Below are 13,930 nucleotides of genomic sequence, written 5' to 3' on the forward strand. Positions count from 1 at the left end.
ATGAATGTGGGAGGTGTTCGAATGAAGTCGATAATCAAGGCCAATGACTAGGTCGGAAAAATTCTTAAAAAAGTTCTTGCCCTGAGCTGATTCGTCCGTATAATAAACTTCGTTGCTTGAGAGCACGCACCTATTCCTCGGTAGCTCAATGGTAGAGCACGCGGCTGTTAACCGCGCTGTTGTAGGTTCGAGTCCTACCCGGGGAGCCAGAATTTCTCAGCCCATTCCGCTGGGCTTTTAAATTCCTCGGTAGCTCAATGGTAGAGCACGCGGCTGTTAACCGCGCTGTTGTAGGTTCGAGTCCTACCCGGGGAGCCAGGTTGTAAAACCCGTCGCTTATGCGGCGGGTTTTTTCATGCCGCGACCACTTGACTCGAACGTTGCCATATCAACATTTCGTGTCGAGGATGTAATCCCGCGACCCACCACCTCAACATGGCGCGGTCGTTGTAGAATATTGCAATGATTGCTCCCACGACATGGTGCCGCGAGCACCAGATAAGGAGATTCTTGTGTCTGAGACCATTAACGGCAGCCTGAGCGTCTCGAACGACGTTATTGCCGATATTGCCGGTTATGCCGCGATGACGTGCTATGGCGTCGTCGGTATGGCTGAGCAGCTCCAAGGCGCCGAGAGCGTGCGCCTGCTTGCCGGTCAGCGCCTCCGCAAGGGCGTGCTTGTCTCCGCCGACGAGAACGGCCTTACGGTCGATCTTCACGTCGTGCTCGAGAACGGCGTCAACATGAAGTCCGTCTGCCACAACCTTTCGAGCTCCGTTGCCTTTACCCTGCAGGAGATTGCCCAAATCGATCCCGCCAGCCTTAAGATCGGCATCCATATCGACGCGCTCAAGAGCCGTCTGAACTAGCATCCGAAAACGGAGATTCAAATACCCATGATTGCAAAGACCATTCGCACCTGTTTTCCGATCGCTGCGGCTGCCGTTTCTGACAAGGCCGAGGAGATCAATAAGCTCAACGTCTTCCCCGTACCCGACGGCGACACCGGCACCAACATGTCGCTCACGCTCGCCTCGGTGACCAAGGAGCTCTCCGCCCTTCCCGCCGATGCCGACATGAAGGCCATTGCCGGCGCCATCACCCACGGCTCCCTGATGGGCGCCCGCGGTAACTCCGGCGTCATTACCTCGCAGATCCTGCGCGGTGTGGCCGAGGGCCTTGTCTCCGCCGACGAGCCCATTACGTCCGCCAACATCGCCTTCGCCTTCCGCCGCGCCGTCAAGGTCGCCTTCCAGGCCGTCCGTAAGCCCATCGAGGGCACGATTCTCACGGTGCTGCGCGATGTCTCGACCAAGGCCGACGAGTGCGAAAAGAAGAAGTTCTCGGCCGAGGACGCGCTCGATGCCATCGTCGTCGAGGCCTACCAGTCCGTCGCTCGCACGCCCGACCTGCTGCCCGTCCTCAAAGAGAACGGCGTGGTCGACTCCGGCGCCTTCGGCTTTGCCATCTTCTTGGAGAACTTTGTGGCTGCAGCACTTGGTCGCAGCACCGTTGTCGAGGATTTCTCCGCTACGTTCGATTCCGCTGGCTCTGCACGCGATGCCGCTCTTGGCCGCGTTGAGATCGAGGCCAACGACGATTGGGAGGGCTCGGAGTTCCGCTACTGCAACGAGTTCCTCTTTAAGGCCGACGCCCCGTTTGACGAGGACGAGTGCCTTAAGTTCCTGGGTTCCATGGGCGACTGTGAGCTGCTCGTGGGCGCATATCCCGACTACAAGATCCACGTGCACTCCAACACCCCGAACCTGGTGCTCGAGCACATGCTGCAGCTTGGCCAGATCTACGAGGTCTTTATCCACAACATGGAGATGGAGGCCCACGACCGTACCGCCAAGATCCACGAGGACCAGGAGAAGGCCGCCGAGCCCGCGAAGGCCCTGGGCTTTGTCGCCGTTGCCGCCGGTTCCGGCGAGGCAGACATCCTCAAGTCCCTCGGCGTTGACGTGATCGTGTCCGGTGGCCAGACCATGAATCCCTCGACTGCAGACCTGCTGGGCGCCGTCGACCAGGTCAACGCGACCTCGGTCATCATTCTGCCCAACAACGGCAACATCCGCATGGCCGCCGAGGCCGCTGCCTCTGCCTGCACCGACAAGAAGGTCGCCGTCGTTCCCACCAAGACCGTTCCGCAGGCCTTCTCCGCGCTGTTCGCGGTCCTGCCCGATTCCGAGCTCGAGGATGCCGTCGCCGCTATGGTCGACGCCATCAGCGAGGTCCGCGATGGCGAGGTCACCCGCGCCGTGCGCGACTCCAGTGCCTCCGACGGTTCGCCAATTCACTCCGGTGACGTCATGGGCATCATTGCCGGCTCCATCGACGTGGTCGGCTCCGACGTGAAGCAGGTCACGCTCGATTGCATCAACCGTATGCAGGAGGAAGAGGAGGGCGACGCGCTGACGATTCTGGCCGGCGAGGAACTGTCCGATGAGGCCTTCCAGGAGATCGTCGACGCTATCGAGGAGGCTCAGCCCGATCTGGAGATCGACGCCCATCGTGGCGAGCAGCCGCTCTATCCCGTGATCTTCTCGATCGAGTAGGCAACTGCCCATGTCCGAACTGTGCTCCGTGCCGCGCGTCTCGGAGCGCTTTGCCCAGAGCAATGCGCTCGACGAGGATATCGCGCGACTCAAATATGTTTCGGGTAAACGTGAGGAGGCCCTTCGCCGTCTGGGAATTCGGACGGTGGGGGACCTCCTTCTCCATATCCCTCATCGATACCTGGACTTTACGCGCTCCTGGTCCATCGAGATGGCGCCCATCGGTACCGTGTGTACCATCATCGCCACGGTCGATCGTATCGTCCAAAAGCAGCCGCGTCCGCGCATGCAGGTGACCGAGGTCTCACTCGTTGACGAGACGGGCGTGCTGCAGGTCGCCTTTTTCCGCCAGCCCTGGATTGCCCAGCAGCTTAAGCAGGGCGACCGCCTAGCCGTAATGGGTAAGGTCGAGTTTGCCTACGGCTTTAAGCAGATGGCCTCGCCGCACTTTGAAAAGCTTGAGGAAGGGCGCGCCGCGGGCACTATCCTGCCGGTCCATTACGTGAGTGACGGCGTGAGTCAGGCATGGATGCGCCGTATCGTAAGTGGCGCGCTCGAGGCCGTCGGCAATCCCTTTGATCCCATTCCGGCACGCTTACGCGTTAAACGTCGCCTGATGAGCCATGCCCGTGCCCTTCGATCGATCCACTTTCCCTCGAGCATGGCTGAGCGCGAAATCGCGCGCGCACGGCTTGCCTACGAGGAGTGCCTCTACCTGCAGCTGGCGCTGCGCCTGCGCAACGACGGTGTCTTGGTCGAAGTCGCTCCCTACGCCCACGCCGCGGGCGAGCACCTGGCCGCGCTCAAGCAGGCCCTGCCGTTTTCGCTGAGCGACGAGCAGGAGGCCGCGTTCCAAGACATCCTGCGCGATATGTGCGATGGCGGGCGCGTGATGAACCGCCTGCTGCTGGGCGATGTCGGTACCGGTAAGACCGCCGTTGCCGCCTGCGCGCTGGCTGTGGCTGCCGATAGCGGCACACAGGCCTGCGTTATGGCGCCCACGGGCGTGCTGGCGCGTCAATATGCCGATAAGACCGGCCCTCTGCTCTCGCAGGCCGGCATGTCTTGGGCGCTTCTGACGGGTGCCACGCCGGCCGCAGAGCGCGAGCGCATCCATGCACAGCTGGAATCGGGAGAGCTCGACGTCCTCTTTGGAACCCACGCGGTCCTTTCGGATAACGTGGCGTTTAAGTATTTGTCGCTCGTAGTCATCGATGAGCAGCACCGGTTTGGCGTCGGCCAACGCAATGCCTTGCGCGCGAAGGGCCCCGGTGCCGATCTGCTCGTTATGACGGCAACGCCCATCCCACGTACGCTGGCGCTTTCGGTCTACGGCGATCTGGACACGAGCATCATCCGCCATCGGCCCGTCCCTGGCGCTGGCGTGACGACACGCGTGCTTACCGAGTCGAGCCGCGACCTTGCCTATGGCGCCATCCGCGAGGCGCATGAAAAGGGTCAGCAGGCCTACGTGATTTGCCCGCTCGTGGAGCCGAGCGACTCGGCCGATGAGCTGGAGGACGTGCCCGGTATCGCCCGCGACGGCGAGGGCCGCGTGACGGTCCCCGTGCCGCTGCACGATACGGCGACCGAGCTCGATCGCCTGCGTCTGGCGTTGCCGGGTCTTGCCATCGAGCGCCTTCACGGCCGCATGCCAGCGGGGGAGAAGGACCAGGTTATCGATGCCTTCAAGCGCGGCGAGATTGACGTGCTCGTCTCGACTACGGTGGTCGAGGTGGGCGTCGACGTGCCCAACGCCACCGTCATGGTCATCGAGAACGGTGAGCGCTTTGGCTTGGCGGCCCTGCACCAGCTGCGCGGCCGCGTGGGCCGCGGCAGCGTGTCGGGCACCTGCCTGGTCATGACGCACTCCAAGGGCAACGGCGGCGCTTCGGCGGCGCAAGACCGTCTCCAGTCGCTCGAAAAGACCTCGGACGGCTTTACGCTCGCCCAGATGGACCTTCGTCTGCGCCACGAGGGCGAAATCCTGGGGTACCGCCAGCATGGCGGTGTGACTCTGCGCTTTGTCGACCTGGATGCCGACGAGGAGCTGATCGAGTGGGCCCATTTGGACGCGGTCGAGCTCTTGCGGTATGCTTGCAACCTTGACTCCGTGGCGACGCGCCCCCTGCGCGATGCGGTCGCCATGCGATATCGACACATTTTTAAGGAGGTCAGCGGAGGATGAGAATCATCGGCGGCGAATGGCGCGGTCGTAAGATCGAGGAGCCCCGTGGTCGCGATGTCACCCGCCCCACGACCGATCGCGTGCGCGAGGCATGCGCATCTATGGTCATGTCGGCATTCGACTTCGATCTGGACGAGGTCCGCGTGCTGGACGCCTTTGGCGGCTCCGGTGCCTTAGGGTTAGAGATGCTCTCACGTGGTGCCCGCTCACTCACGACGTTCGAGATCGATCGGGATGCCGCGCGGCTCATTACCAAGAATATCGAGTCGCTCTGTCGTGACCGTGCGCGTTGGCGCGTGGTCTCGGGCGATATGCTGGTGAGTGCCTCGCGCGGTCGTGTGCCGGGCGGCCCCTTTGATCTGGTCCTGCTCGACCCGCCCTATGCTTTTGGCGCCGAGCCGGTCGAGGTGCTGCTGCAGAACCTGGCTCAGCAGGGTCTGCTTGCACCTGGCGCTTATGCCCTGTTTGAGCATGCCGCCGCCGATGCGGGCGCGCATTCGGCAGGCTTTGAGATCGTGCGCGAGAAACGCTACGGCATTACCTCGGTCGACCTGCTTCGTTGGGTCGGCGATGACGATGGTGAGGAAGATTGCGCTGGCACCGATGCTCACAACAACGATGCCACGACGTTTCAGGAGGACGACCATGAATGACACCATCAACCGCGTGATCGTCCCGGGCACCTTCGATCCCATCACGTTTGGCCATATCGACGTCATCCGCCGCGCCCGCCGCATCTTTCCCAGTGTGATCGTCGCTGTTGCCGAGTCGCAGGGTAAAAACGGTGTGGGTACCACGTTTATGCTCGATGAGCGCGTGGCGCTGGCTCGCGAGGCGCTCGGTGATATCGACGGCGTCGAGGTCCTGCCCTTTACCGGCCTCTTGGTCGACTTCGCTCGCGAGCAGGGGGCGGGGGCCGTTGTCAAGGGCCTGCGCGCCATGACCGACTTTGAGTACGAGCTGCAGCAGGCAGACCTCAACTACCGCTTGGATAACGAGCTGGAGTCCATCTTTGTCATGAGTGCGCCGCAGTACGGCTATATCTCGAGCTCGGTCGTTCGCCAGATCGCCTCGCTCGGCAGCGATGTATCGACGTTTGTTCCGCCCAACGTGGTCGAAGCGCTCAGACATCGCTTTTCGTGACGTTTTTTATTGCCTGGTGGCATGTGGTAAACTAGCACGATGATATGTTACCTATGAAAGGAGACCGGATGCCGGGCGAGAATTTTCCTGGCGATAGGATCGTCAGCTTGGTCGATGAGCTCGAAGGGCTGATCGAGGAAGCCAAGCCGCCTTTCGGCAAGAACGCTCAGTTCAAGGTCATCGACGCCGACGTGTTCTTCAACATCCTCGACGAGATCCGCATGAGCTATCCCGAGGAGTGGCAGAAGTCCCGCCGTATCCTTAAGGAGCGCGAGGAGCTTATGGCTTCCGCCGCCGCCCAGGCCGATTCCATCATCGCCGACGCTCAGCAGCAGGCCCTCACCATTGCCGGTGAGCAGGAGATCGTCCGCTTAGCGCAGCAGCAGGCCGACGACATCCGCGATCGTGCCCAGCAGTACGAGCGCGAGACGCGTTATGCTGCCGAGGACTACGCAGAGCAGGTCTTTACGCACCTGGAGGAGAACCTCAAGAGCCTGACCGGCACCGTTACCCGTTGCCGTCAGCAGCTCAACGAGGGTGCCGCCCAGCAGAATGGTCAGTGGTAATGGCTGAGTTCCCGAGCGTTACCGTCGATCTTTCTGAGCAGCTCGAGTTTCCTGGAGATTCGTATCCGCTGACCGGTAAGGTCGATGTCGCCACCTACACGGTGGGCGAGAAGGAGTACCAGCTGCAGGACGGCATCGACTACGACGTTGTCTTTACCAATGCCGGTACCGGTGTCTTGCTCACGGGCATGGTCCGCGCGCACGCCACCGGCGAGTGCGACCGTTGCTTGGAGCCCGCCTCGTTTGATATCGCCGGCGAGATCGAGGAGTTCTACCTCTTTGAGGAGCCCGAGGATCCCGAGGCCTACGAGGACGGCTACGAGCTCCTGGGTGAGGACCGCATCGTCGATCTGGGTGAGCCCATCAACGACGCGGTCGTCATGGACACGCCGTTTGTGGTGCTCTGCAAGCCTGATTGCCGCGGTCTGTGTCCCACTTGCGGTTGCAATCTCAACGTCGAGCAATGCGATTGTGCCGCTCAGGCAGAGGCAGAATGGGCCGCTGCCACGGAAAATCCATTTGCAGCATTGAAGAATCTCAAGCTCGATGAGTAAAACTGTGGTAGTATCGCTACTTGCGCGTAATCGCCACACTGGATAGTTCATAAGGAAGGTCACTATGCCCGTACCTAAACAAAAGCAGGGTCGTATCCGCACTCACACCCGTCGTTCCGCCAACATGAAGATCTCGGCTGCGGCTCAGTCCACGTGCCCCCGTTGCGGCGCTGTCAAGCTTCCGCACCACGTGTGCCCCAGCTGCGGTTTCTACAAGGACCGCGAGGTTATCGTTACCGAGTAACGCTATACTCTGGATGCGATGCCGTTCCAAATGGAACCACAATGGCCGGCTCAATGAGTCGGCCATTTTTGTATAAGGAGCATGTATATGAGTAACGTTCGCGTTTGTGTAGACGTTGTGGGCGGAGACGAGAAACCTCAGGTTGTTCTCGATGGTATCGAGGCTGCGCTTGCCGCCGATCCCGATATCGAGGTCTTGGCAGCTGGCCCCGCTGAAATCGTTAATCCCTTTGCTGCTTCCCATGCACGTGTTGAGGCCCTTGAGGCACCCGACGTTATCGCCATGGATGACGATCCCATTCGCGCCGTGATGACCAAGCGTAAGTCCTCGATCGTGCTTGCCTGCCGCGCCATCAAGAAGGGAAATGCGGACGCGTTCTTCTCTGCCGGCTCGACCGGTGCCATGACTGCTGCTGCCACCGCCTATGTGACGCCGTTTAGGTATCAGGCCGAAGGCAAGAAGCAGCCGGTACGTCCCTGTCTGACCAATGCGCTACCCAATCGCGCCGGCGGTCTGACGGTGCTGTGCGATATGGGCGCCAACCCCGATGTTGAGGTGGACGATATGGTGCGCTTTGCGCAGATGGGCAGCGCCTATGCCCGCGTCGTCTTGGGCGTTGACCATCCTCGCGTAGGTCTGCTCGCCAATGGCACCGAGGACGAGAAGGGCTCCAACTTTACCAAGGCCTGCTTCCCGGCCATGAAAGCCGCCGTTCCCGGCTTTGTGGGTAACTGCGAAGGCACCGATCTTACGTCGGGCAATTTTGACGTCGTGGTCGCCGACGGCATGTCGGGCAATATTGCGCTCAAGGCCACCGAGGGCGCTGCCAAGTTTTTGCTGCAGGAGCTCAAGGGCGCCTTTATGGCCTCGCTCGGCACCAAGATCGCCGCGCTGCTCATCAAAAAGCAGATGCGCGGGATTAAGGCCAAGCTCTCTGGTGATGCCAAGGGCGGCGCGATTCTTTTGGGCCTGCGTGGCGTGGTCCTAATCGGCCATGGCGCCACCTCGGTCGAGGCTGTTAAAAACGGTACGCTCGCGGCGGCCGAAGCCGTGCGCGCGGGGCTGGTCGAGAACGTCGCCAACTCCATGGACGGCATCGTTTTGTAAGAGCGAGTTAGAGCGCTGTTATGTGCCTCGCGGCCTGCTTCGTGGGGTAGAATCAGAACCGTGTCTTGGTACCGCCCGGGCGGTACCATTCTTTTGGTATTCATGCACTATGAGAGGAAGCGCTATGGACCGCTCCGAAATCTTCGACAAGATCGCCGAGGTCGCTGCTGACGTTCTGGGCGTCGATGTTGCCGAAATTAGCGATGAGACCACCTTTGACGACCTCGATGCCAACTCGCTCGAGCGCCTGCAACTGGTTACGGCTATCGAGGACGAGTTCAATCTCGAGATCGATGACGAGACCCTGCTCTCGCTCAACTCTGTCGCCGACGCCGTCGACGCGATCGAAAACGCCAGGGAGGCTTAGGTCTTGGCTTTATCCGAACGACTTACGCGCGCCCAGGAGATTCTGGGCCACGAGTTCAATGACAAGGTGCTGCTGCGCGCGGCCCTTACGCATCCTTCGGCCGTCGAAGGCCAGCCAGTCTCGGCAAGCTACGAGCGCCTTGAGTTCTTGGGTGATTCCATTTTGGGCGCCGTTGTCGCACGCTCCCTGTTTGTGTCCTATCCGGAGTTTGACGAGGGCAAGCTCACGCGCCTGAAGGTGTCCCTTGTCTCGGGCGCCACGCTGTCCGAGGTGTCGCACGAGCTGGGTATCGATGACATCATCATCTTTGGTGCCTCCGAGACCGGTACCGGCGCGCGCGGCCTGCACTCGGCGCTCGAGAACGTCTACGAGTCGCTCGTGGGCGCGCTGTATCTGGACGCCGGCTGGGATGCCGCGGCGGAGTTTATCCACCGTACGCTCAAGCCGCATTTGGCTTCCGAGCGTGCCGAGCATCCTGCAAACCCCAAGTCGTTTTTGCAGGAGTGCGTGCAGGCCGACGGCCACGAGCCTCCCGCGTACAAGCTGGTCGGCTCCAAGGGCCCTGCGCATGCGCCCACCTTTACCGCCGTGGTGTTGATCGATGGTATTCGCCAGGGTCGCGGCTCCGGCTCCTCAAAGAAGGAAGCCGAGGGAGCCGCTGCACTCGAGGCACTTGACCGCATGGGCTACACCACCAACGGCGTGATTCTCAACAAGAAGCCTGTTTAAGCGAGGAACCGTGTATCTCAAGTCCCTCACGCTCAAAGGGTTCAAGTCGTTTGCCGACCGCGCCCATATGACGTTTGAGCCGGGCCTGACCGTCATCGTCGGTCCCAACGGCTCGGGAAAATCGAACATCTCTGACTCGATTCTGTGGGTCCTGGGCGAGCAGAGCGCCAAGCAGCTGCGCGGCCAGGCCATGGAGGATGTCATCTTCTCGGGCTCGTCAGCGCGCAAGCCGGTGGGTGTCGCCGAGGTCACGCTGGTGCTCGATAACTCGGACCATATGCTGCCCGTCGACTTTGACGAGGTCGCCATCACCCGTCGTATGTATCGCTCGGGCGAAAGCGAGTACCTCATCAACTCGAGTCCGTGCCGCCTGATGGACATTCAGGACATCCTGCACGATTCGGGTCTGGGTAAGGATACGCATTCCATCATCAGCCAGGGCAAGCTCGACGCCATTTTGCAGAGCCGCCCCGAGGAGCGCCGTGCCCTCATCGAGGAGGCTGCCGGCATCTCCAAGCACAAGCGCCGCAAGGAGCGTGCGCTCAAAAAGATTAAGTCGATGGACGAGCACTTGACGCGTGCCCGCGACATCAATAAGGAAATCGCCCGTCAGCTGCGACCCCTGGAGCGTCAGGTCGATCGCGCGCGCAAGTACAAAGAGCTTTCCTCGCGCGCGAACGAGCTTACGCAGATGCTAGCCGTCGACGAGCTGCGTTCGCTGCAGTCGCAGTGGAACGACCTGGAGAGCCGCTCCAAGGAAGGTGCCGCCGAGCTGGAGCTTGCGCAGTACCGCTTGGGCGAAAAGGAACGCGAGCTCGAGAAGCTCCAGGTCATGCTCGAGGAAAAGGGCCTGTTTGTGGGCGATCTGGGCGAGCAGCGCCGCCATATGCAAGACGTGGTCGGCCGCATTAACTCCGATATGCGCCTGCTCGAGGAAAAGGGCCACAACATGGTGTCGCGCCTGTCCGACATGCGCGGCCAGATCTCGAGCTCCGAGCATCAGCGTCGTCGCGTGGTAGAGGAGCTCGAGGACGCGCGTGCGCAGCTTGAGGAAGTGACCGGCGCGCACATGCAGGCCCAGGAGGACGTTGACGCCGCTGGTCCTGCCGCCGCTCAGCTCCACGAGCGGCGCGTGGCGCTCGACAATCAGATTTCGCAGCTTACGCGTGAGCAACGCGATGTGCAGCGTGTGGCCGATAACGCGGCGCTCGAACTCGCCAAGGTGAAGGACTCGCTGAGCAACGCCGAGGTCGAGGACAACATGTACGCCTCACGCCTGGAGCAGATCGACGAGCAGCTCGAGGAAGTCACGGCCTCACTCGAGAGCCGTCGCGACCGCGCTGAGGAGCTCGACAGTGCACTTGATCAGGCCCGTCAAGCCCAGATTGATGCTCGCGAGGCTACCGAGGTCGCCCGTGCAGCCCTTAAGGACCTGCGTGCCCGCGAGAGCGAGGCGCGCAACAAACTGTCCGAGGTGCGCTCGGAGCTTGCCAGCCAAAAGAAGCTCGATGCCCGCATGGCTGACAGCTCGCCGCTGGTGAGCCGTCTGATGGGTGCGCTGGGCGACGATGTCTCGGGTCGTCTGGGCGACGTGCTCGAGGCCCCGCGTGAGCTTGAGGGCCTGGTTGAGCAATTGCTCGCCGGCGATATCGATGCGCTGCTGTTCGACGATGCGTCCGCGCTTGAGCGTGCCGGTCGTGCCGCTCTGGACCAGAAGAAGGCCTCGGGCGAGGCGCTGCTGGTCGCGCGCGGTGTGAGCGCCTCTGCTGCCGCTAAGGGCGCTGCCGGTTCCCGCCTGGTCGATCGCCTGTCCGTACGCGCCGGCTATGGCCCGGTTGTCGAGGCGCTGCTCGGCGGTTATTACGTCGTGGACGATCTTGCTGCCGCGCTGTCGGCGCCGGTCGTTGACGGCGTGATTTACGTGACCCCCGATGGTGCCCGCGTCGCCTGCGGCGGCCTGGTGCGTGTGGGGCTCGACGCCGGCGAGGCTTCGGGTGCTTTGGAGCGCAAGCGTCGCATTCGCGAGCTGGAGGGCCTGGAACCCGATCTGGCTGCTGTGTTTGAGCATGTTTCGGATCAGGTCGTCGAGGCCAATGCGGCCGTCGAAGAGGCGCGTGCCGCTGAGGGCGATGCCGCCGGCGAGATCGCCCGTCTTGAGGGCGAGCGCCGCTCGCTGCTCTCCGAGATTGGCCGCCTGGAGCAAAGCGCCAACAACGCCGAGGTCGAGCGCGTGCGCATCTCCAAGCGCCGCGAGCAGGCCGCCGAGGCCGTTCGCGCTGCGCGCCCGCGCGTGGACGAGCTCACCCGCTCGCGTGACGAGGCCCGAGCGCAGGCAAGCGATCTTGGCCTTCAGATTGCCGAAGCCAACGACGAACTCGACCGCGTTCGCCGTGACGATTCCGAGGCCGCCGGTAAGCTTGCTGATGCCAAGGTCCGCCTGGCCCAGACGAGCGAGCGCCTTCGTTCTCTGAAGGGCCGAGTACCCGATCTGGAGCATCGCCTGGAGGGCATCGACCGCCGTATCCGCGGAACACGCCAGGCCTCGCGCTCACTCGAGCTGCTGCGCCTGCGCGTCGATCCCATGCACGAGCGCTATTCGGCCCTGCTGGAGCGCGCGTCGGATTGGGCAGCGCGTCTGCGCGACCAGGCCTCTCTGGAGGAGGCGGACTCCGCTTCGCTCAAGAAGACCATCGAGGATGCCAAGGCAGAGGTTGCCCGCGCTAAGGAGAAGGTCGATACTGCCACCGCCACGCAAAACGAGTTTAAGGTCGCGCGTGGCAAGCTCGAGGTGCAGGTAGAGGCCGCCATTAAGGCCATTACCGCCGATGGCAACACGGTACTCGAGGAAGCGCTCATGCTTCCCGCGCCCACGGACCGCGATGCCGCCGAGCGCGAGCTCAACCAGCTTGTGCGCCAGATCAACAACCTTGGTCCCGTGAACCAAGTTGCCATGGAGGAGTACGAGCAGCTCAAGCGCCGCGCCGATTACATCGAGGGGCAGCTGGCCGATCTGGAGAGCGCGCGTAAGGCGCTCACCAAGATCGCGGTGGCTATTGATCGCAAGATGCGCAAGGCGTTCCTTGTGACGTTTGAGAAGGTCGACGCGAACTTCCGCGAGATCTTCGCTATGCTGTTCCCGGGTGGCCAGGCTCATCTGGAGATGACCGATCCTGAGCATCCGGCCGAGACGGGTATCGAGGTCGTGGCGCAGCCGCGCGGCAAGCGCATCACCAAGATGATGCTCATGTCTGGCGGCGAGAAGAGTCTGACGGCACTCGCCCTGCTCTTTGCCGTGTACCGCACGCGCACGGTGCCGTTCTATGTGCTGGACGAGGTCGAGGCGGCACTTGACGACGCCAACCTGTCCAAGCTCATCGGCGCGCTCGACGTGTTGCGTTCCGATACGCAGCTCTTGGTCATTTCGCATCAGCGCCGTACTATGGAGGATGCTGACGTTCTCTACGGTGTCTCGATGCAAGCCGACGGCGTCAGTCGCGTCGTCTCGCAAAAACTCGATCGCGAAACCGGAAAGGTCGTGAATGCATAATGGGATTCTTTGACGCTCTCTCGCGCGGACTTGAGCGCAGCCGCGAGGCCCTCAACGAGGTCTTCTACTTTGGCGGCGAGGTCGACGAGGACTTTTGGGAGGACCTTGAGGACACCCTCGTTATGGGTGACATGGGTGCCGAGGTCGCCATTCAGGTCTCCGATGACCTGCGCGAGACGGCCGCCAAGAAGAACCTCAAGACCGCCCCGCAGCTCCGTCGTGCCCTGGCTGAGCAGCTCGAGCAGCATTTTGTGCCCGCCGAGCGCGATCCGTTCTCCGACACGCCGAGCTGCGTGCTGTTTGTAGGCATTAACGGCGCCGGCAAGACCACGACGGTCGGCAAGATCGCGAGCGCCATGGCCGCCCGCGGCAAGAATGTCGTGATCGGTTCTGCCGATACCTTCCGCGCCGCCGCCATCGAGCAGCTCGATGTGTGGGGTCAGCGCGCCGGCGTCCCCGTCATCAAGCGCGATCGCGGCTCTGACCCGGCGAGCGTTTGTTACGACGTGCTCGACGAGGCCGACAGGCGCGGCAGCGACCTGGTGCTGATCGACACCGCCGGCCGCCTGCACACGAGCCCCGAGCTCATGCGCGAGCTTGCCAAGGTGGTTAACGTGACGCGTAAGCGCGCCGCCAATATGGCCGCCGGCCCCATGCCCGTCTCGGTCGTGCTCGTGATCGATGCCGCCACCGGCCAGAACGGTCTGAACCAGGCGCTCGAGTTTAACGAGGCGCTGGGTCTGGACGGTATCATCATGACGAAGCTCGACGGTACGGCAAAGGGCGGCATCGCCATGGCCGTGGCCGAGAAGCTCAAGCTCCCGATTCTGCGCGTGGGCGTGGGCGAGCAGGTCGATGACCTACAGGAGTTCAATGCCAAAGATTTCTGCCGCGCCCTGGTGGGCGAGTCCAATTAAGGAGTGACTA

Annotated in this window: 13 protein-coding genes and 2 tRNA genes; all 15 read left to right on the forward strand. The window is 62.2% G+C overall.

Going from position 1 to position 13,930, the window contains the following annotated elements; all coding sequences use genetic code 11:
- Positions 1–134: 134 nt before the first annotated feature.
- Positions 135–209: transfer RNA gene (locus DWY03_RS01570), tRNA-Asn, on the forward strand.
- Between the two features lie 34 nt (positions 210–243).
- A tRNA-Asn gene (locus tag DWY03_RS01575) sits at positions 244–318 on the forward strand.
- A gap of 161 nt (positions 319–479) precedes the next feature.
- Complete coding sequence (locus DWY03_RS01580) at positions 480–869, forward strand: Asp23/Gls24 family envelope stress response protein (RefSeq protein WP_187361832.1); 390 nt, start codon at positions 480–482, stop codon at positions 867–869.
- A gap of 27 nt (positions 870–896) precedes the next feature.
- A complete protein-coding gene (locus DWY03_RS01585; RefSeq protein ID WP_117839765.1) occupies positions 897–2,558 on the forward strand; it encodes a DAK2 domain-containing protein in 1,662 nt (553 codons plus the stop codon).
- 10 nt (positions 2,559–2,568) lie between these two features.
- Positions 2,569–4,746: an ATP-dependent DNA helicase RecG gene (gene recG, locus DWY03_RS01590; RefSeq protein ID WP_117839766.1), complete on the forward strand. Its 2,178-nt coding sequence runs from the start codon at positions 2,569–2,571 to the stop codon at positions 4,744–4,746.
- On the forward strand, positions 4,743–5,399 hold the full coding sequence (rsmD, locus tag DWY03_RS01595) for a 16S rRNA (guanine(966)-N(2))-methyltransferase RsmD (RefSeq protein ID WP_117839767.1): 657 nt from the start codon (positions 4,743–4,745) through the stop codon (positions 5,397–5,399). The genes recG and rsmD overlap by 4 nt, the downstream gene beginning before the upstream one ends.
- Positions 5,392–5,889, forward strand: a complete 498-nt coding sequence (gene coaD, locus DWY03_RS01600) for a pantetheine-phosphate adenylyltransferase (protein ID WP_117564151.1) — start codon at positions 5,392–5,394, stop codon at positions 5,887–5,889. The genes rsmD and coaD overlap by 8 nt, the downstream gene beginning before the upstream one ends.
- 68 nt (positions 5,890–5,957) lie before the next feature.
- Entirely contained in the window at positions 5,958–6,455 is a 498-nt protein-coding gene (locus DWY03_RS01605) for an ATPase (RefSeq protein ID WP_040358176.1), read from the forward strand.
- Positions 6,455–7,009, forward strand: coding sequence for a DUF177 domain-containing protein (locus DWY03_RS01610; RefSeq protein WP_055309521.1), 555 nt, complete (start codon positions 6,455–6,457; stop codon positions 7,007–7,009). The genes DWY03_RS01605 and DWY03_RS01610 overlap by 1 nt, the downstream gene beginning before the upstream one ends.
- A 64-nt stretch (positions 7,010–7,073) precedes the next feature.
- Complete coding sequence (rpmF, locus tag DWY03_RS01615; protein ID WP_022094017.1) at positions 7,074–7,253, forward strand: 50S ribosomal protein L32; 180 nt, start codon at positions 7,074–7,076, stop codon at positions 7,251–7,253.
- 87 nt (positions 7,254–7,340) lie between these two features.
- Positions 7,341–8,360 carry a phosphate acyltransferase PlsX gene (gene plsX, locus DWY03_RS01620; RefSeq protein ID WP_117820275.1) on the forward strand — a complete coding sequence of 340 codons (1,020 nt, stop codon included), beginning with the start codon at positions 7,341–7,343 and terminating at the stop codon, positions 8,358–8,360.
- A gap of 124 nt (positions 8,361–8,484) precedes the next feature.
- Positions 8,485–8,727: an acyl carrier protein gene (locus tag DWY03_RS01625; protein WP_055309519.1), complete on the forward strand. Its 243-nt coding sequence runs from the start codon at positions 8,485–8,487 to the stop codon at positions 8,725–8,727.
- Positions 8,728–8,730: 3 nt separating this feature from the next.
- Complete coding sequence (rnc, locus tag DWY03_RS01630; RefSeq protein ID WP_117820274.1) at positions 8,731–9,456, forward strand: ribonuclease III; 726 nt, start codon at positions 8,731–8,733, stop codon at positions 9,454–9,456.
- A 10-nt stretch (positions 9,457–9,466) separates the two neighbouring features.
- Positions 9,467–13,003: a chromosome segregation protein SMC gene (gene smc, locus DWY03_RS01635; RefSeq protein WP_117820273.1), complete on the forward strand. Its 3,537-nt coding sequence runs from the start codon at positions 9,467–9,469 to the stop codon at positions 13,001–13,003.
- On the forward strand, positions 13,003–13,920 hold the full coding sequence (ftsY, locus tag DWY03_RS01640; protein ID WP_117820272.1) for a signal recognition particle-docking protein FtsY: 918 nt from the start codon (positions 13,003–13,005) through the stop codon (positions 13,918–13,920). The genes smc and ftsY overlap by 1 nt, the downstream gene beginning before the upstream one ends.
- Positions 13,921–13,930: the final 10 nt, after the last annotated feature.

The sequence above is a fragment of the Collinsella sp. AF23-2 genome, from assembly GCF_003459245.1.
Lineage (GTDB): Bacteria > Actinomycetota > Coriobacteriia > Coriobacteriales > Coriobacteriaceae > Collinsella.

Bases quoted from the DNA above. Each gene is read 5' to 3' on its own strand.
- DWY03_RS01580 (WP_187361832.1), top strand. From the start codon at position 480: ATGGTGCCGCGAGCACCAGATAAGGAGATTCTTGTGTCTGAGACCATT.
- DWY03_RS01585 (WP_117839765.1), top strand. From the start codon at position 897: ATGATTGCAAAGACCATTCGCACCTGTTTTCCGATCGCTGCGGCTGCC.
- recG (WP_117839766.1), top strand. From the start codon at position 2,569: ATGTCCGAACTGTGCTCCGTGCCGCGCGTCTCGGAGCGCTTTGCCCAG.
- rsmD (WP_117839767.1), top strand. From the start codon at position 4,743: ATGAGAATCATCGGCGGCGAATGGCGCGGTCGTAAGATCGAGGAGCCC.
- coaD (WP_117564151.1), top strand. From the start codon at position 5,392: ATGAATGACACCATCAACCGCGTGATCGTCCCGGGCACCTTCGATCCC.
- DWY03_RS01605 (WP_040358176.1), top strand. From the start codon at position 5,958: ATGCCGGGCGAGAATTTTCCTGGCGATAGGATCGTCAGCTTGGTCGAT.
- DWY03_RS01610 (WP_055309521.1), top strand. From the start codon at position 6,455: ATGGCTGAGTTCCCGAGCGTTACCGTCGATCTTTCTGAGCAGCTCGAG.
- rpmF (WP_022094017.1), top strand. From the start codon at position 7,074: ATGCCCGTACCTAAACAAAAGCAGGGTCGTATCCGCACTCACACCCGT.
- plsX (WP_117820275.1), top strand. From the start codon at position 7,341: ATGAGTAACGTTCGCGTTTGTGTAGACGTTGTGGGCGGAGACGAGAAA.
- DWY03_RS01625 (WP_055309519.1), top strand. From the start codon at position 8,485: ATGGACCGCTCCGAAATCTTCGACAAGATCGCCGAGGTCGCTGCTGAC.
- ftsY (WP_117820272.1), top strand. From the start codon at position 13,003: ATGGGATTCTTTGACGCTCTCTCGCGCGGACTTGAGCGCAGCCGCGAG.